This is a genomic window from Streptomyces sp. NBC_01451 (genome assembly GCF_036227485.1).
GTDB lineage: Bacteria > Actinomycetota > Actinomycetes > Streptomycetales > Streptomycetaceae > Streptomyces.
Genome location: NZ_CP109479.1, coordinates 8,994,682 through 9,010,851 on the forward strand (window position 1 = coordinate 8,994,682; position 16,170 = coordinate 9,010,851).

Below are 16,170 nucleotides of genomic sequence, written 5' to 3' on the forward strand. Positions count from 1 at the left end.
TCGAACATCGGACGGGCTGAATTGTCAGCCCCCTTCACGGAAGCAGGCCGACTCACTGATGACCGGCGCAGCCACTCGTAGCGAACACGACCTCCTCGGCGACCGGGACGTGCCGGCCGAGGTGTACTGGGGTGTCCACACCCTGCGTGCCACGGAGAACTTCCCCATCACCGGCATGACCATCTCCGCCTACCCGCATCTCATCGACGCCCTCGCCGCCGTCAAGGAGGCCGCCGCCCTCGCCAACGAGGAACTCGGTCTCCTCGAAACGAAGAAGGCAGCCGCGATCGTCGAGGCATGCCGGGAGATCCGGGGCGGCGGCCTGCACGACCAGTTCGTGGTGGACGTCGTGCAGGGCGGGGCGGGCACCTCGACGAACATGAACGCCAACGAGGTCGTCGCCAACCGGGCGTTGGAGCTGCTGGGCCACGAGAAGGGCCAGTACCAGTACCTGCACCCCAACGAGGACGTCAACCTCGGCCAGTCCACCAACGACGTCTACCCGACCGCCGTCAAGGTCGCGACCGTCTTCGCGGTGCGGGAACTGCTCAAGGCGATGAAGGTGCTCCAGGACGCCTTCGCCCGCAAGGCCGTCGAGTTCCGTGACGTCCTGAAGATGGGGCGCACGCAGCTCCAGGACGCCGTACCGATGACGCTCGGGCAGGAGTTCTCGGCGTACGCCGTGATGATCGAGGAGGACCGCAGCCGCCTCGCGGAGGCGGTCGAGCTGATCCACGAGATCAACCTCGGCGCCACCGCGATCGGCACGGGCCTCAACGCCCCCGCCGGATATGCCGAGTCGGCCCGCCGCCACCTCGCCGAGATCACCGGACTCCCGCTCGTCACGGCCGCCAACCTGGTCGAAGCCACCCAGGACTGCGGGGCGTTCGTCCAGATGTCCGGCGTGCTCAAGCGGGTCGCCGTCAAGCTGTCGAAGAGCTGCAACGACCTGCGTCTGCTGTCCTCCGGGCCGCGCGCCGGGCTCGGTGAGATCAACCTGCCGCCGGTGCAGGCGGGTTCGTCGATCATGCCCGGCAAGGTCAACCCGGTGATCCCCGAGGTCGTCAACCAGGTCGCCTTCGAGGTGATCGGCAACGACGTCACCATCACCATGGCCGCGGAAGCCGGGCAGCTCCAGCTCAACGCCTTCGAGCCGATCATCCTGCACTCCCTCTCGGAGTCCATCACGCATCTGCGCGCAGCCTGCCTCACGCTCGCCGAGCGCTGTGTCGACGGCATCACCGCCAACACCGAGGCGCTGCGCGCGAGTGTCGAGAACTCCATCGGCCTGGTCACCGCCCTCAACCCGTACATCGGGTACACGGCAGCCACCGACATCGCCAAGGAGGCGCTCGTCAGCGGTCGCGGCGTCGCCGAACTCGTCCTGGAGAAGGGCCTGTTGCCCGCCGAACGACTCGCCGGCCTGCTGCGTCCCGAGATCCTGGCGGGCAACGGCGCGTAGCGCTCCACCGAGGGGCGCGTTCGCGCCCTCGGCTTCACCAGCACCGCTCGGACACACACGAACGCGCACGAGGACCGGCCCGGAGGGAGAATGGTGATCATGGCATCAGTTCCGTCGCCCTCACCCTCGCCCTCGGCCTCGCCCCCGACCTTCCAGCCGGTCCTGGAACGCATCGCCGAGGAGATCGGACGCACCCCCGGCCGCGGTCGCCCCGCCGACTACATCCCGGCGCTCGCCGCCCGCGACCCACGCAGCTTCGGTATGGCCGTCGCCGAACTGGACGGGACGGTGTACGGGGTGGGGGACTGGCGGGAGCCGTTCTCCGCGCAGTCCGTCACCAAGGTCTTCACCCTCGCCCTCGACCTGGCCCGCGAGGGCGACGAACTCTGGGAGCACGTCGGCCGCGAACCCTCCGGAAACCCCTTCAACTCCCTGATCCAGCTGGAGTACGAGAGCGGCATCCCGCGCAACCCGTTCATCAACGCGGGCGCCCTCGTCGTGACCGACCGACTGCACACCCGTACCGGGGACGCGGCCGGCGCGCTCCTCGACTTCCTGCGCACGGAGTCCGGCAACCCCGGGCTCACCTTCGACAAGGAGGTCGCCGCCTCGGAGGCCGGCCGCGGCCATCGCAACGCGGCCCTCGCCCACTTCATGGCCTCGTACGGCAACATCGACAACCCGGTGCCGGACCTGCTGGAGCAGTACTTCCGGCAGTGCTCGGTGGAGGCGTCCTGCGCGGACCTCGCCCTGGCCTCGAACTTCCTGGCCCGCCACGGCGTCCGGGCCGACGGCACCCGTCTCCTGACCCGCAGCCAGTCCAAGCAGATCAACGCCATCATGCTGACCTGCGGCACCTACGACGCGGCAGGCGACTTCGCCTACCGGGTGGGCCTCCCCGGCAAGAGCGGAGTGGGCGGCGGCATCATCGCCATCGTGCCGGGCCGCTGCACGCTGTGCGTCTGGAGCCCCGGGCTCGACGAGCGCGGCAACTCGGTCGCGGGGGTGGCGGCCCTGGACCGCTTCACGACACTGACGGGAGTATCGGTCTTCTAGCCGTCGGGTGTTCCTGCGGGACTCCTCGACGTCCTGTCGGGGAGCAGCCACTTCAGGGGCGCGGGGGGCTGTGCGACAGGCCCCACCGGTCCGCGCCCGGCCGCCGACCCCCAGAGGTCACCAGCCAGTAACTCCCAGGCCTCCGCCCGGAGGGCACCCCGTCCACCCGCCCTTGTCACGCTGCACCGGTGAAGGCTCCCCCGACGACCCTCTCCCGCTGCCGGGCAACAGGCCTGGTCGGCACCGCGTGCCTCGCCCTCGGAGGAGAGACCGCCGGAGCCCTCCCCGTACGCGAACTCATCGCACCCTCCAACGCCCGCGCCGCACTGGGCCTGGTCGGTGTCTACTTCGGTGTCGTCCTGCTGATAGCCGCCTGGACCCTGCTCGGCAGACTGGTCCGGGGCCCGCAGCCGCCCACCGTGCGCTCCCTGATGCTCGTCCTCGCGGTCTGGGCGACCCCGCTGCTCCTCGCCCCACCCCTGTTCAGCCGGGACGTCTACAGCTATCTCGCCCAGGGCGCGATGGTCGACGCGCACATGGACGTGTACACGCACGGCCCCGCCCTGCTCGGCGGCCCGCTCGCCGCCGAGGTCGCCCCGGTGTGGCAGCAGACCGGGGCGCCGTACGGCCCGGTGTTCCTCGCCGTGGCGTCCGGGCTCTCCGGACTGACCCGGGGCGAGATCCCGGCCGGTCTGTTCGGCCTGCGGCTGGTCGCGCTGCTCGGCGTGGCGCTGATGGCGGCGGCCCTGCCCCGCCTGGCCCGGCACAGCGGCGCCGACCCGGCCGCCGCGCTGTGGCTGGGTGCCCTGAACCCGCTGGTCCTGCTGCATCTGGTGGCAGGCGCGCACAACGACGCGATCATGCTCGGGCTGCTCGGCGTCGGTCTGGTGACGGCGCTGGGCCGGTGGCCGGTCCTAAGCGCCGTACTCGTCACGCTCGCCGCCCTCGTCAAGGCACCCGCCGTCCTGGGCCTCGCCGCGGTCGTGGCGCTCCAGATCCGCGCGGGCCGCAGCCCGGTGCGGGCGGTACTGACCACCGTGGGCGCGGCAGCCGCGACCACCGTCGCCGTCACCGCGCTGGCCGGCACCGGATACGGCTGGATAGGTGCCCTGAGAACCCCGGTGTCACCCCAGAACTGGGCCCTCACCAGCCTCCTCGGCCGCGCCACGGCCGCCGCGCTCACGAAGACGGGCAGCGATCTGGCACCGCTCGCCGTCCCGGCCTGGCATCTGCTGGGCCTCGCGATCACCGCCCTCACCATCGCCTTCATATGGCTGCGCCGCCCACGCCTCAGTCCGCTCTACGCGCTCGGCCTCAGCCTGGCCGTCGTGGTCGTCCTCGGCCCCGCGATCCGGCCCTGGTACGCGCTGTGGGCCCTGTTCCTCATCGCCGCCGCGGCGCCCAGCACCTCCGTACGCCACCGCCTCGCCGCCGTCACGGGTGTCGTCGCGCTCCTGGCCCTGCCGAGCGGCGCGCCCGCCGGGGCAGAGGAACTGGTCCTGGCCGTCTCGGGCGGGGCACTGGCCATGGTCGTCCTCTGGCAGGCCCACCAGGCCCATCAGGCGGCTCACACACCCCTGCGGGAGAGCACGGTATGAGCCCGAGCCCTGTGGGACTGCCCCGCACCGACCGGGAACGGCTGCTCCTGGTGCTCGTCCTCGCCGTCACGGTGACCGTGTTCACGGCGACCGTGCCCCTGCTGCGCGGCTGGTTCGACCTGCGGGTCTACTACGGGACCGTCGACACCTGGGTCCACCACGGCGGCCGGATCTACGACTACCGGGTGCCCGGCACGGAGTACGGCTTCACCTATCCGCCGTTCGCGGCCGTCAGCATGCTGCCGATGGCGCTGCTCGGGCTGCGCGCCGCGATCACCGTCGCCCTGCTCCTCAACCTGGCGGCACTCGGCGCGGTGGTGTGGATGACCGCCGGGCCCGTGGTGCGCCGGTACGGCTGGTACGGGTGGGCCCTGACCGGCTGTGTGCTGGCGCTGTTCGAACCCGTCCGCGACACCGTCAGTTTCGGCCAGGTGAACCTCGTACTGCTGGCCCTCGTCCTCACCGACGCCTGGCTGCTGACGACCGGGCGGGCCCGCCGGGCGGGCATCGCGATCGGTCTCGCCGCCGCCATCAAACTGACCCCCGCCCTGTTCATCGGGTTGCTGCTGCTGGCCGGGCGGCGCCGGGCAGCCGGGGTCGCGACGGCTGTCGCCGGTGCGGCCACCGCGCTCGCGGTCTGGGTCGCGCCGGACGCCTCGCGCTTCTACTGGAGCGAGGCGCTGTGGGACACCCGGCGCATCGGGAGGACGGCGTACGTCTCCAACCAGTCGCTCCAGGGTGTGCTCGCGCGGCTGGCCGCGCCCGAGGAACCGAGCCGTGCGGTGTGGCTGGTGCTGGTCGTGGTCGTCCTCGGGGTGTGGGCGTGGCGGGCCCGGCGGGCCGTCGCGGTGGGGGACTGGTGGGCCGCGTTCGCCCTCACCGGGCTGACCGCGTGCCTGGTCAGCCCGATCACCTGGGTGCACCACCTCGTCTGGCTGCTGCCGTCGTTCGCCGTCCTGCTGCGCACCGGGCACGCGCGCGTGGCGGGCGCCCTGTACGCGGTGCTGTGCACGAGCGTGGTGTGGCTGTGGTTCGACGACGCGTCCGGCGTCGACGGCTTCGTGGGCGGCAGCGCGTACGTCTGGGTCACGCTCGGGCTGCTGCTGTGGCTGCCGGTGGACGCCGCCGGTCAGACCCGCTTCGGGCCCACGATCCGCAACAGCAGCGACACCGCTCCGGCGCCCAGGACGGCCGCTGCGAGGATCGTCCAGGTCTCCGGCCAGCCCGGCCCGCTGCCGGACGTCACGGTGGCGGCCACCGGGACCGGGACCGGCACGGGAGCCTCCGGGCCCGCCTGCGGTACGGCCCGCGCGGCGACCAGCGAGCCGACGGGAGTGACGCGTCCGGCGGCGCGGAAGCCCCAGTCGAGCAGTGAGCGGGCCTCCTCGTAGACGGCGAGTCCGCCGCCGTCCTGAGGGTTCATCACGGTGACGACCAGGGTGCGCCCGCCCCGGCGCGCGGCGGCGACCAGCGTGTTGCCCGCCCTGCTGGTGTAGCCGTTCTTGACGCCGATCACCCCCCGATAGCGCTCGACGCCGTTGGCGCCGGTCAGCAGCCGGTTGGTGTTCTGGATCTCGTACGACCGGCCGCCTCCGCCCGGGAACTTCGCGTAGGCCGTGCCGCAGTACGCGGCGAAGTCGGCGTTGCGCAGCCCGGTCCGGCCGAACACCGCGAGGTCGTAGGCCGACGACACCTGCCCCGACGCGTCGTAGCCGTCGGGCGAGCGCACGTGGGTGTCGCGGGCGCCCAGGGAACGGGCCTTGGCCTGCATCCGGACGGCGGTGTCGCGCCAGCCCCCGCTCATGGCGGCCAGTACGTGCACGGCGTCGTTCCCGGAGTTGAGGAACACCCCGCGCCACAGGTCGGAGACACGGTACGTGCGTCCGGCCGCGACGCCGACCAGACTGCTGCCGGCGCCGATGCCCGTCAGATCGGCCTCGGTGACCTTGTGCCGCAGGCCCGCGGGCAGCGTGGGCAGCACGGTGAGGGCGAAGAGTGTCTTGAGCGTGCTGGCCGGCGGCAGTTTGCGGTGCGCGTTGTGCGCGGCGAGCACCTCACCGGTGCCGGCGTCGGCCACCAGCCACGACAGCGCGGACACGTCCCGGGGGAGGCGGGGTGCGCCGGGCCGGAGCCGGGCCTGGGTGCCCGAGCGGTACAGCACACGAGCGTCCGCCGCCGTCGGTGTGCCGGGGTCGGCACCGGTGCGGGCGGACGCCGGGACGGGCGTGAGCGCCAGGACGCCCGTCACGCTCAGCGCACAGCAGGAGGCGGCGATCCGGGAAGAGAATCTGATGGTCATACCGCAAACGTAAGAATGGACGAGCCGAACACCGCGCTGCCGGGGCCGTTGGGCGAGCCCGAACACCCGGATGCCACACCCGGGAGCGCGCGGGCCCCCGAGGGCGTGGCTACTCGGCGAGCAGCGTCGGCTGGATCCGCCGCAGGAAGGTCGCGTTGTCGGGCGTGCTGCGGAGCCGCTCCAGGAGCGTCTCCAGGCTCGCCTGGCCGTCCCGTGTCTGCAGGGCCCGCCGCAGCCCCTGTACGGTCGTCAACTCGGCCGGGGACAGCAGGAGTTCCTCGCGGCGGGTGCCGGACGGGTTGATGTCGACGGCCGGGTAGACGCGCCGGGAGGCCAGCTCGCGGCTCAGCCGCAGCTCCAGGTTGCCCGTGCCTTTCAGCTCCTCGAAGAAGAAGTCGTCGGCGCGGGAGCCGGTCTCCACCAGGGCCGTGGCGAGGATCGTGAGCGAACCGCCCTCCTCCGCCAGGCGCGCGGAGCCGAACAGCCGCTTCGGTCCGAGCAGCGCGGCGGCGTCGACACCGCCGCTGAGGGTGCGTCCACCGGAGGCCGCCGCGTTGTTGTGTGCCCGGCACAGCCGGGTGAGCGAGTCGAGGAGGATGACGACGTCCTCGCCCGCCTCGACGAGCCGCTTGGCCCGTTCGACGACGAGTTCGGCGAGCGCGATGTGCTGCTTGGGCGCCTTGTCGAAGGTCGAGGCGTACACCTCGCCGCGCACGGAGCGCCGCATGTCGGTGACCTCCTCGGGCCGCTCGTCGAGCAGCACCACCATCAGGCGGCACTCGGGGTGGTTGCCGGCGACGGCAGCCGCCACCTGCTGGAGCAGCACGGTCTTGCCGGTCTTGGGCGGGGCCACGATCAGCCCGCGCTGGCCCTTGCCGACGGGGGCGATGAGGTCGGCGACGCGTCCGGTGAGTCCGGCCGCCGGGTGTTCGAGGCGGAGCCGGTCACGAGGGTGCAGCGGGGTGAGGTCGCGGAAGTGGCGACGCCCGCGCAGCTCTTCGGGCGCACGGCCGTTGACCAGCGCGACCTCGGTCATTGCGCGCTGGGTGCCTTGCGCGCCGACGACGAGGTCGCCCTTGCGCAGGCCGTGGCGGCGGATCAGCGCCGGGGAGACCTGGAGGTCGGTGGGTGTGGGCAGGCAGCTGTCGGCGGCCCGCAGGTACCCCTTCCCGTTGCCGTCGATGTCGAGGACACCGGTCGCGATCCGGGTCGGGGGCAGTTGTTCTACCGGAGGATGTTCGAGTGTGGTGGTCATGGTCGGGGGGTCCTTTCACGGACGGGGAAACGCATGCCGCATGAGGCACGCGGAAGAGAACGGAGGGTGAGGGCCGCGAGAACTGAGCGCGCCGGGCGCGCTACGGGCGGCGGGAGACAGCGACACCTCGGGTACGACAGAACCGCGTCGTGGTTGATGAGGTGGTACTGGAAGAGCCGATGTGCCGATCGGAATCCGACGGGCGGTTCGGCGAACTGAGGAAGAACTGCACCGGCGCCCGCAACGGGGCGTACACAAGTGCTGACAGCACCGTACCACACGGTGCGCGGGTGCTGCTGTGCGTTGCGACTCAGCGGCTCGCGAGGAGCCCGTACAGGAGCGGGATGCGCGGCTCGGGCAGCCGCCACCAGCCCGACTCCGTACGTTCCATACGGGGCCAGCGCGGCCAGGGCAGTTCGTCGCTCTCGCGCAACCGCCGGACGGTCAGTCCCGCACCGATCAACGCGTTGACCGTCTCGTCCATTCCGTGCATCCACTCGAAGCTCTCGGTGGCTCCCGCGACGGCCGGCCCGTCGGTGTACGTGAACGTCGAGTCACGGTGCACGGCGACGCCCGGCGCGCCCAGGTAGTCGTGCCGCAGCAGGAGTTCACCGGTGTCGTCCGGTGCGGGCTTCGGGCCCAGCGAGTTGAGCAGCGGATGGAACTCCACGAGGTACAACAGGCCGCCGGGGCGCAGGAGTCGGGCGACCGTCTCCGCCCAGCGGTCCAGGTCGGGCAGGTAGCACAGGGCGCCCTTCCCGGTGTACACGACGTCGAACCGCCGTTGTCCCAGGGCCTCCACGGCGTCGTAGACGTTGGCCCGTACGTACGTCACGTCGAGGCCCGCCTTCGCCGCGATGCCGCGCGCGGCCGTCACGGACGCCTCGGAGATGTCGAGTCCGACGGCCCGTGCCCCGCGCTCGGCGAAGGCGAGGGTCTCCGTGCCGAGGTGGCACTGGAGGTGGAGCACATCGCGGTCGGCCAGTTCGCCGAGGTCGTCCCACTCCCAGGAGGCGAACCAGCGCGACGGGTCGAGGCTCTCGGCCAGGCCGTAGAAGCGGCTGGCGAGATGGACCGGGGTACGCGCGTCCCAGTTGGCCTCGTTGGCCCGCATCATCCGCGCGTGCTCGTCGGTGGTCATGAGGCCATCCAACCAAAACGCGTCCGCCGCCGTGGTGCGCATACCAGCCATACGAACCCCCGATGGACCTGGAGCGACGCATTTCTTGTTCTGCCGAATGGCCGTACCTACGCTTCCAACACCGCACTCCGGCGGCACTGGACAAGGGACATGGCAGCCATGGGTCGACTGGCCGGGAAAATCGCTTTCATCAGTGGAACGGGGGCCGGAATAGGCCGTGCCGCGGCCCTCGTATTCGCCGCCGAAGGCGCCACTGTATTCGGCTGTGATCTCGACGAGGACAGTGCCGGAGAAACCGTCGAACTCGTCGAGAAGGCCGGCGGGATCATGCGGTCGCTGGCTCCCGTGGACCTCTCCACCGAAAGCGGCTCCCGGGAGTGGATCGAAGCCGGCCTCGCGGTGTTCGGGGGGATCGACATCCTCTACAACAACGCCTCCGCCCTGCGGAACGGGCCGTTCGACACCCAGCCCGTCGAGGACTGGTACTTCACCATCCGCAACGAACTGGACATCCCCTACTTCTGCACCCGGGCGGCCTGGCCGCACCTGATCGCGCGCGGCGGCGGGGCCGTCCTCAACGTGGCCTCCGTGGCCGCCGTACGCGGGGCGCCGTTCATGCCGATGGTGCCCCACGGGGCCGCCAAGGGCGGCGTGCTGGCGATGAGCAGGCACCTGTGCGCGGCCGGCGCCCCGCACCGCATCCGCGTCAACACCATCGCCCCCGGCATGACCCGCACCTCGGCCACCGCCCCCTTCCTCGATGATCCGGACGGACCCCGGGCGCAGTTGGAGGCGCGCATCCCGGTCGGGCGGGTCGGCGAACCGGAGGACATCGCGCGGGCCGCCGCCTTCCTCTGCTCCGACGAGGCGGCCTTCGTCAACGGCGCCAACCTCATGGTCGACGGCGGCGACAGCGCGATGGCGGGCTGAGCCGACGTGACCACCCGACTCGACCACGTGGGCGTCAACGTACGCGATCTGACCGCCCAGACCGCCTGGTACCAGGGCGCGTTCGGACTCAGGACCGTCTTCGAGTTCCACCTCGAAGGTCCCGGACTGAGCGGAGTCGTCCTGGAACACGCGGACGGCTGGCGCGTCGAACTGCTCGCCCGGCCCGGTTCCGCCCCGGGACTGCGCGCCCCGGATCCACTGACCGCCGCGCTCACCGAGGGATACGGGCACTTCGCGGTCACCACCCCCGAACTCGACCCCGTTCACGAAGCACTGGTGGCCCTCGGCGCGGGCGAGGTCATGAAACCGGGGCCGTCCCCCGAACCGGGCGTGCGTATGGCCTGGGTCAGCGACCCCGAGGGAAATCTCATCGAACTCATAGAGAAGAAGCCGCGATGACGCAGACAACGAAATCGATCTCCCCGAACAGACTCGACAAGGGCACGCTCATTGCCTGTTGCCTCGCGGTCGCGGCGGCACAATTGTGCATTACCGTTCCCTCGCCCATCAATGGGGAAATCCAGGCCGCATTCGGTGCCTCGGGTTCCCAGGTGGCCTGGGTGACCTCCGCCTTCATTCTCCCCACCGCCATTCTGGAACTGAATTTCGGTGTGGTCGGAGACCTGTTCGGCCGGAAACGCCTGCTGGTGCTCGGCGGACTGATCCTGGCCCTCGGCGAACTCCTCAACGCCACCGCCCAGAGCATCGGCATGCTCTGGGCCGGCCAGGCCCTCGCCGGTGTCGGTGCCGCCGCGCTCTTCCCCAGCTCCCTCGCGGTCATCGCCGCGGCCACCCCGGACCAGAAGGACCGGGCGAAAGCCGTGTCCACCTGGGCACTGAGCATCTCCCTCGCCTCGGCCGCCGGACCGCTGTCCTCCGGAATCCTCGCCACGGTCGCCGACTTCCGCTGGGCGTTCGTCCCGCCGGTCGTCCTCGGGCTGGTCGTCGCGGTCGCGTGCTGGAAGCTGGTCACCGACTCCAGGGCACCTGAGGGCCGCACACTCGACTGGCCCGGCCAGATCACCATCGCCGTCGGGCTCACCGCCCTGCTCTGGGGCATCATCGAGGGCGGCGAGCGCGGCTGGAGCAGTGCGGCGATCGTCGGCTCGCTCTCCCTGGCCGCGGTGGCCCTCGTCGGGTTCGTCGTCGCCGAACTGCGCGCCGTGTCACCGATGTTCAACCTGGAACTGCTGAAGATCCCCTCGTTCGCGGCGGCTGCCGTCGTCGCCCTCGCCGGGATGTTCGGCTTCATCGGCACCGCCTACTGCGTGTCGATCCGGCTCGGCGCGGTGATGCACCTGAGCGCCCTGAAGGCCGGCATGCCCTTCGTCATCCTCCAGCTGATCCCGCTGCTCCTCGCCCCCGTGCTGAGCCGGATGCTGACCAGGATCGACGCCCGCTGGCTGCTGATGGGCGGGCTGCTGCCGATGGCCGCCGGCCAGTTCTGGATCGCCGCCCTGCCCATCACCACCACCTCCCTCGCGGCCTTCATCGGGCCGGTGCTGCTGCTCGGCGTCGGCTTCATCTGCGTGGTGTCGTCGCTGACCTCCGCCGCCGTGAACGCCGTACCGATCCACATGACCGGTATGGCCAGCGGTGCCACCAGTCTCGTGCGCGAGTTCGGACAAGGGCTCGGTCCGGCCGTCATCAGCACGATCGCCATGAGCGCCGCGTCCTCCGCGCTCGTCGGCAAGCTCAGCGGCGCCGACGCGGGGATGGAGGCGGCGGCCGGACCGCTCGCCGTCGTCAACGCGGGCAGCGACAGTGCCCGGGCCGCCGCCCAGACCGCCCTCGGCCACGGCATGGCGGTGGGCGTGGTGATCTGCGGCTGCGCCTCGCTGCTGGGCGCGGTGGTCACCCTGCTCCTGGTCCGGAAGAACACCGCCCGGTCGGAGGCCGACGTGACCGGAGAGGCGGCGGTGCAGCCCGCGTCCGCGTGAACCGTGACGCGCGAGAGCGGGGAGGCCCGGGCAGATGCCCGGGCCTCCCCGCTCTCGCGCTGTGGTTTCGTCAGGACGCGTCGAGGGCGTTGGTGATGGCCTTCACGCCGCCGTGCGCCGCGTAGCCGCCGTCCACCGTGATCTCCGCGCCGTTGACGTACGACGCCTCGTCGGAGAGCAGGTAGACGACGAGCGGCGCCACCTCGTCGGTGGTGCCGGGGCGGCCCTGGGGTGTCATCGCGAGATGCGCGCGCACGAACACCGGGTTGGCGCTCGCCATCAGCGGGGTCTCGATGTATCCGGGGTGGATCACGTTCGTACGGATGCCCCGGGGCGCCAACTCCAGCGCGGCCACCCGCGACAGGCCCCGCAGCGCCCACTTGCTCGCCGTGTACGCGACCGCGTGATGGGCCGTCAGACCGGCCACCGAGCCGACGTTCACGATCGACGAACCGGCCGGCATCAGCGGAGCCAGCGCCTGGATGCCGAGCAGCGCGCCCGTGGTGTTCACCGCGAACGCCCGGTTCCAGTCGGCGATTTCGACCTCGCCGAGCCGCGCCCGTACGGCGATGCCCGCGTTGTTCACGAGCCCGTGCACCACATCCAGCGAGGCCGCGAGAGCCGCCCAGTCGTCCTCGGACGACACGTCCAGGTGCCGGTGGACGACGTCGAGGCCGTCGGCGCGCAGGGCGGCGGCGAGTTTCTCGCCGGGTTCGTCGAGGACGTCGGTCGCGATCACCGACGCGCCCTCCCGGGCCGCCGCCGTCACCTCCGCGGCGCCCTGGCCCTGTGCTGCTCCGGTGACGACGACGGTGCGGCCGGCCAGACGCGTACGGCTCACGGTTCCTCCAAGGGGGCTCGGGACTCCCCTCCCACGCTAGGAAGCGGGGGCCAGCTCCGGAAACGCACGTTCCTCATGGCTGGCATCCGTGGCCGCGATCGCCGTGCCGACCGCCGATTCCTGCGGTTCGTCGAGGGAGACGCCCACCCTGCGCATCGTCTCGCGCAGCCAGCGGTGTGCCGGGTCGGAGTGCCGGTTGTGGTGCCAGTACATGGCCTCGACCAGCGGTACGTCCGGGAACGGCGTCGGTACGGCGACACAGCGCGCGAAGCCCTCGTAGCGCCGGGCGAGCCGCTCGGGCACCAGGGCGACCAGGTCGGTGCCGCCCACCAGGAACGGCAGCACACTGAACCCGGGGGCGCTGACCTGCACCTTCGGGGCGATGCCCAGGGTCTCCAGCTGCCGGTCCGCGGGCGTCTGGCTCTTGCCGAACGCGGAGGCGGCATGCGGCATGTCGGCCAGGTCACGGAGGGTGAGGCGGCCGTCGACGAGGCGCGGGTTGTCGGGGTCGACGATGCACACGAACCGGTCGTGCATCACGGCCTCGCTGATCCCGGGCAGCCGGTAGCCGAGCGGCACCACCATCAGGTCGTGACAGCGCAGATGGGTCTCGTTCTCCGGCTGGCCGTGCACCAGGGGGTGGAAGTCGATGCGTACGCCGGGCGCCTCGTCGGCGATGGCCCGCAGCAGCGGTTCCACGAACACCGTCATCACGTAGTCCGACATCACCACGGAGAAGCGCTGCCGGCTGTTCTCCGGGTCGAACCGCCGGGTCAGCGACAGCGCCTCCTCGGCCTTGTACAGGGAGGCCTGTACGACGGGCAGCAGCCGCTCGGCCAGCGGGGTCAGCTCGTACTCGCGGCCGACCCTCACCAGCAGCTCGTCGTTGAAGTGCCGCCGCAGCCGGGCGAGCGAACCGCTCATCGCGGACTGACTGGTGGAGAGCCGGACGCCGGCGTGCGTGACGTTCCTCTCCTCCAGCAGGGCCTCCAGCGCCACCAGAAGATTGAGATCGATCGCTCCCAGACCCACGGATGTCTCCTTCCGTCCCGCCTGGCGGCAGGCGCCGGCCACATCGTCGTACGGCCGTGAAACCGGAGCGTAACGAGGGCAGGCGGGCGCGAGGAAGGTGCGTGCGCGCATTCTCAGGAAGACGGATGCGAGGCATCGCCACCGGGAATACGCGCAGGTCGACAGGCGTATGCGCACACAGGGCACACACATGCCGGACCCGGCGACAGCACAGGATCGCGTGCTAAGGCCGCGGCGTGCGGCCCCGCTTGCGGGCGCGCGGAAGGTACGCGTCGCCGCGTCCGGTGACGATGCGGTTGGAGAGGCTGCCGAGGCGTTCCACGGAGAGCGTCACCTCGTCACCGGGGACGAGAGGCGGGGGTGTGCGTTCTCCGACGCGCCCCCAGAACTCCGCCAGCGCGCCCCACCCGCAGGTGCCCGAGCCGAGGATGTCACCGGGGCGCACCCAGGTGTCACGGGCGGCGTAGGCGACCATCTCCTCGAAGGTCCACGACACGTTGGCGAGCGTGTCCCGGCCGATCAGCTCGCCGTTGAGGGCGACGGTCATCTCCAGGTCGAGGAAGCCGTCCCCGTCCCTGCGGTCCTCCACCTCGTCGGCGGTGACGAGATACGGGCCCAGCGTGTTGGCGAAGTCCTTGCCCTTGGAGAAGCCGAGGCCCAGGTTCTTCTCCGGTTTCTGCAGGTCACGGGCCGACCAGTCGTTGAAGACGAGGTAGCCGACGATGTGCTCGCGGGCCTGCTCCGGTGTGAGGTCGCGTCCCGCCCGCCCGATGACCGCACCCACCTCCAGTTCGAAGTCGAGGACGGAGCAGCCCGCCGGTACCGGCACCTCGTCATGAGCGCCGTAGGCGGCGTGCGGGTTGGTGAAGTAGAAGTTGGGCGCCCGGTACCACTCCTCGGGCACGTGCTCCAGTCCGTCGAGCGACTTGGACACACCCTCGATGTGCGCCTCGAAGCCGACGAAGTCGCGGATGGACGGCGGCTTGAGCGGTGGCAGCAGTCGTACCTGATCCACCGTCAACTCGCTTGCGCGGCCCAGCGCTTCGGTTCCGGCCGCGTGCAGTGTCGCCGCCTCGACGAGGGACAGGACGGTCACTCCGGACGGCAACGGGTGGAGAGTCCGGCCCTGGACGACTCCGGCGTGCTCCACGCCCTCGTACTCGTATGTCGCGAACCGCATGCCTCACTGCTCCCAGTGGTTGGTGTTGGTGACGGCCCCGGTGCTCAGATATCCGGCGAAGAGGCCCTTCGGGTCGCGTGCGGCCCGGATCTCGCGCAGCCGCCGCCACTGCGTGTCGCCCATGAACCTGACCTGCCGGACGGTGAAGTCGGAGTCCCCGAGGTACTGGCCGACGGTCACCGGCCGCATGTCCGCCATCGCGTCGTCGAGCCAGGCCCGCAACTCCGCGTCCCGCCCGGGCTCGTCGTGGACGACGTACGTGGCGCAGTAGATCTCCGACTGCAACGAGAAAGCCATGTCGGGCAGTTCGCGCAGCGGCGCCATCGAGAACCAGATGGTGAACGTCTGCGGGGTGGGCTGTTCGGTGAACGCCTTCCGGACGGCCGGCACGACCTCCTCGGCGGTTCCGGTCAGCCAGGCGTTGTCGACGAGGTAGCGATGCCCCTCGGGGTTCGCCGCCCGCTGGCCCCGGAGCTGCTCGGCGAGCGTGGTCGGCTGCGCCTCGACGCGGAAGACGGCCCGGTCGGCGTACGGGTTCGTGTGCAGCGGTGCCAGCGCCTCGGCGGCCTGCTCGGCGGTGTCGGTCATGGACACGCCCGTGACCAGCAGCAAAGGCTCGTCATGGCCGGGCGGGGTCTGGGTGAGGGCGACGATCTCCACCAGCTCCGACACCGTGTGGTGCATCCCGTGCAGCCAGGTCATGACCTCGTCGAACAGGGCGAGCGGGTACGCGTGGACCGTGTGCGCCAGCTGCCGGGGCAGGGGGCGGGTACGGAGGTGGAAGCGGGTGACGACGCCGAAGAAACCCGGGCCGGCACCCCGCGCCGCCCAGAACAGGTCGGGGTTCGTCGTCTCGTCCGCGCGGACCGACTCGCCCTCGGCGGTGACGACATCGATCGCCACGAGGTTCTCCGCGGCCCAGCCCCAGCCGCGCGCGTTCCAACCCTGGCCGCCCTGGAGGAGGAAGCCCCCGATGCCGACCGACGGGCAGTGCCCGCCGTTGAAGAAGCGGCCGAACCCGCCCAGGAACGGGTTGAGTTCGTCGCCGCCCTTGACGCTCGGGCCGGCCGACACGATCCCGGTCGCGTCGTCGTACGTCATCTCGCGCAGGTCCCCGAGGTCGATCAGCAGCGCGTCCGTACGCACCGACCAGGCGGCCCAGCTGTGCCCGCCGGAACGGACGGCGACCTGCCAGCCCCGTTCAAGGGCGAGCCGTACGCCTTCGACGACGTCCTGTTCGGTCGCTGCCCGCAGGACGGCGGCCGGTGAACGGTCCGACGGCCGGCGGGCGTTGAAGACCCGGCCGAAGCAGGCCTCGTCGAAGTCCTCGTCACCGGGGAGATGGAGGCTGCCGGAGAATCGGCTGCTCTGCGGGGGTTCGGGGGTCGTCCCCCGATGGATGACAGTCATCGGCT

At 71.2% G+C, this 16,170-nt stretch carries 13 protein-coding genes and 1 pseudogene; 7 read left to right on the forward strand and 7 right to left on the reverse strand.

Going from position 1 to position 16,170, the window contains the following annotated elements:
* The first annotated feature begins 58 nt into the window (after window positions 1-58).
* The 4 genes from aspA to OG595_RS39675 all read left to right on the forward strand — a co-directional run bounded on the left by aspA (window position 59) and on the right by OG595_RS39675 (window position 5,507).
* Window positions 59-1,462, forward strand: coding sequence for an aspartate ammonia-lyase (gene aspA / locus OG595_RS39660; RefSeq protein ID WP_329280801.1), 1,404 nt, complete (start codon window positions 59-61; stop codon window positions 1,460-1,462).
* 99 nt (window positions 1,463-1,561) lie between these two features.
* Window positions 1,562-2,518, forward strand: a complete 957-nt coding sequence (locus tag OG595_RS39665; protein WP_443073295.1) for a glutaminase — start codon at window positions 1,562-1,564, stop codon at window positions 2,516-2,518.
* Between the two features lie 188 nt (window positions 2,519-2,706).
* Window positions 2,707-4,116, forward strand: a complete 1,410-nt coding sequence (gene mptB / locus OG595_RS39670; protein WP_329280805.1) for a polyprenol phosphomannose-dependent alpha 1,6 mannosyltransferase MptB — start codon at window positions 2,707-2,709, stop codon at window positions 4,114-4,116.
* Entirely contained in the window at window positions 4,113-5,507 is a 1,395-nt protein-coding gene (locus tag OG595_RS39675; RefSeq protein ID WP_329280807.1) for a glycosyltransferase 87 family protein, read from the forward strand. Before mptB ends, OG595_RS39675 begins: the two co-directional genes overlap by 4 nt.
* Before the next feature lie 35 nt (window positions 5,508-5,542).
* On the opposite strand, the pseudogene OG595_RS39680 reads toward OG595_RS39675, so the two are convergent.
* The 3 genes and pseudogenes from OG595_RS39680 to OG595_RS39690 all read right to left on the reverse strand — a co-directional run.
* Window positions 5,543-6,415: pseudogene (locus OG595_RS39680) on the reverse strand (D-alanyl-D-alanine carboxypeptidase family protein); the annotation flags it as partial.
* Window positions 6,416-6,524: 109 nt separating this feature from the next.
* Window positions 6,525-7,670, reverse strand: a complete 1,146-nt coding sequence (gene rho, locus OG595_RS39685; RefSeq protein WP_329280809.1) for a transcription termination factor Rho — start codon at window positions 7,668-7,670, stop codon at window positions 6,525-6,527.
* 310 nt (window positions 7,671-7,980) lie between these two features.
* Window positions 7,981-8,811, reverse strand: coding sequence for a class I SAM-dependent methyltransferase (locus OG595_RS39690; protein WP_329280810.1), 831 nt, complete (start codon window positions 8,809-8,811; stop codon window positions 7,981-7,983).
* A gap of 150 nt (window positions 8,812-8,961) precedes the next feature.
* Here OG595_RS39690 and OG595_RS39695 point away from each other — a divergent pair, with 150 nt between their 5' ends.
* Genes OG595_RS39695 through OG595_RS39705 form a run of 3 tightly spaced genes read left to right on the forward strand, consistent with a single transcriptional unit; the run spans window position 8,962 to window position 11,702 of the window.
* The gene (locus OG595_RS39695; RefSeq protein WP_329280811.1) at window positions 8,962-9,741 is read left to right on the forward strand and encodes an SDR family NAD(P)-dependent oxidoreductase; all 780 of its coding nucleotides are present in this window, start codon (window positions 8,962-8,964) and stop codon (window positions 9,739-9,741) included.
* A 6-nt stretch (window positions 9,742-9,747) separates the two neighbouring features.
* Window positions 9,748-10,161, forward strand: a complete 414-nt coding sequence (locus tag OG595_RS39700) for a VOC family protein (protein WP_329280813.1) — start codon at window positions 9,748-9,750, stop codon at window positions 10,159-10,161.
* Entirely contained in the window at window positions 10,158-11,702 is a 1,545-nt protein-coding gene (locus OG595_RS39705; protein ID WP_329280815.1) for an MFS transporter, read from the forward strand. The genes OG595_RS39700 and OG595_RS39705 overlap by 4 nt, the downstream gene beginning before the upstream one ends.
* Window positions 11,703-11,772: 70 nt before the next feature.
* On the opposite strand, the gene OG595_RS39710 is transcribed toward OG595_RS39705, so the two are convergent.
* The 4 genes from OG595_RS39710 to OG595_RS39725 all read right to left on the reverse strand — a co-directional run bounded on the left by OG595_RS39710 (window position 11,773) and on the right by OG595_RS39725 (window position 16,165).
* The gene (locus OG595_RS39710; protein ID WP_329280817.1) at window positions 11,773-12,543 is read right to left on the reverse strand and encodes an SDR family NAD(P)-dependent oxidoreductase; all 771 of its coding nucleotides are present in this window, start codon (window positions 12,541-12,543) and stop codon (window positions 11,773-11,775) included.
* A 36-nt stretch (window positions 12,544-12,579) separates the two neighbouring features.
* The gene (locus OG595_RS39715; protein WP_329280819.1) at window positions 12,580-13,575 is read right to left on the reverse strand and encodes a LysR family transcriptional regulator; all 996 of its coding nucleotides are present in this window, start codon (window positions 13,573-13,575) and stop codon (window positions 12,580-12,582) included.
* 223 nt (window positions 13,576-13,798) lie between these two features.
* Window positions 13,799-14,755: a fumarylacetoacetate hydrolase family protein gene (locus tag OG595_RS39720; protein WP_329280821.1), complete on the reverse strand. Its 957-nt coding sequence runs from the start codon at window positions 14,753-14,755 to the stop codon at window positions 13,799-13,801.
* 3 nt (window positions 14,756-14,758) lie between these two features.
* The gene (locus OG595_RS39725; protein ID WP_329280823.1) at window positions 14,759-16,165 is read right to left on the reverse strand and encodes an FAD-binding oxidoreductase; all 1,407 of its coding nucleotides are present in this window, start codon (window positions 16,163-16,165) and stop codon (window positions 14,759-14,761) included.
* Window positions 16,166-16,170: the final 5 nt, after the last annotated feature.

Coding starts and splice junctions, on each gene's coding strand:
- OG595_RS39690 (WP_329280810.1), bottom strand. CDS start 8,811: ATGACCACCGACGAGCACGCGCGGATGATGCGGGCCAACGAGGCCAAC.
- OG595_RS39675 (WP_329280807.1), top strand. CDS start 4,113: ATGAGCCCGAGCCCTGTGGGACTGCCCCGCACCGACCGGGAACGGCTG.
- OG595_RS39720 (WP_329280821.1), bottom strand. CDS start 14,755: ATGCGGTTCGCGACATACGAGTACGAGGGCGTGGAGCACGCCGGAGTC.
- OG595_RS39695 (WP_329280811.1), top strand. CDS start 8,962: ATGGCAGCCATGGGTCGACTGGCCGGGAAAATCGCTTTCATCAGTGGA.
- OG595_RS39665 (WP_443073295.1), top strand. CDS start 1,562: ATGGCATCAGTTCCGTCGCCCTCACCCTCGCCCTCGGCCTCGCCCCCG.
- aspA (WP_329280801.1), top strand. CDS start 59: ATGACCGGCGCAGCCACTCGTAGCGAACACGACCTCCTCGGCGACCGG.
- OG595_RS39705 (WP_329280815.1), top strand. CDS start 10,158: ATGACGCAGACAACGAAATCGATCTCCCCGAACAGACTCGACAAGGGC.
- OG595_RS39725 (WP_329280823.1), bottom strand. CDS start 16,165: ATGACTGTCATCCATCGGGGGACGACCCCCGAACCCCCGCAGAGCAGC.
- rho (WP_329280809.1), bottom strand. CDS start 7,670: ATGACCACCACACTCGAACATCCTCCGGTAGAACAACTGCCCCCGACC.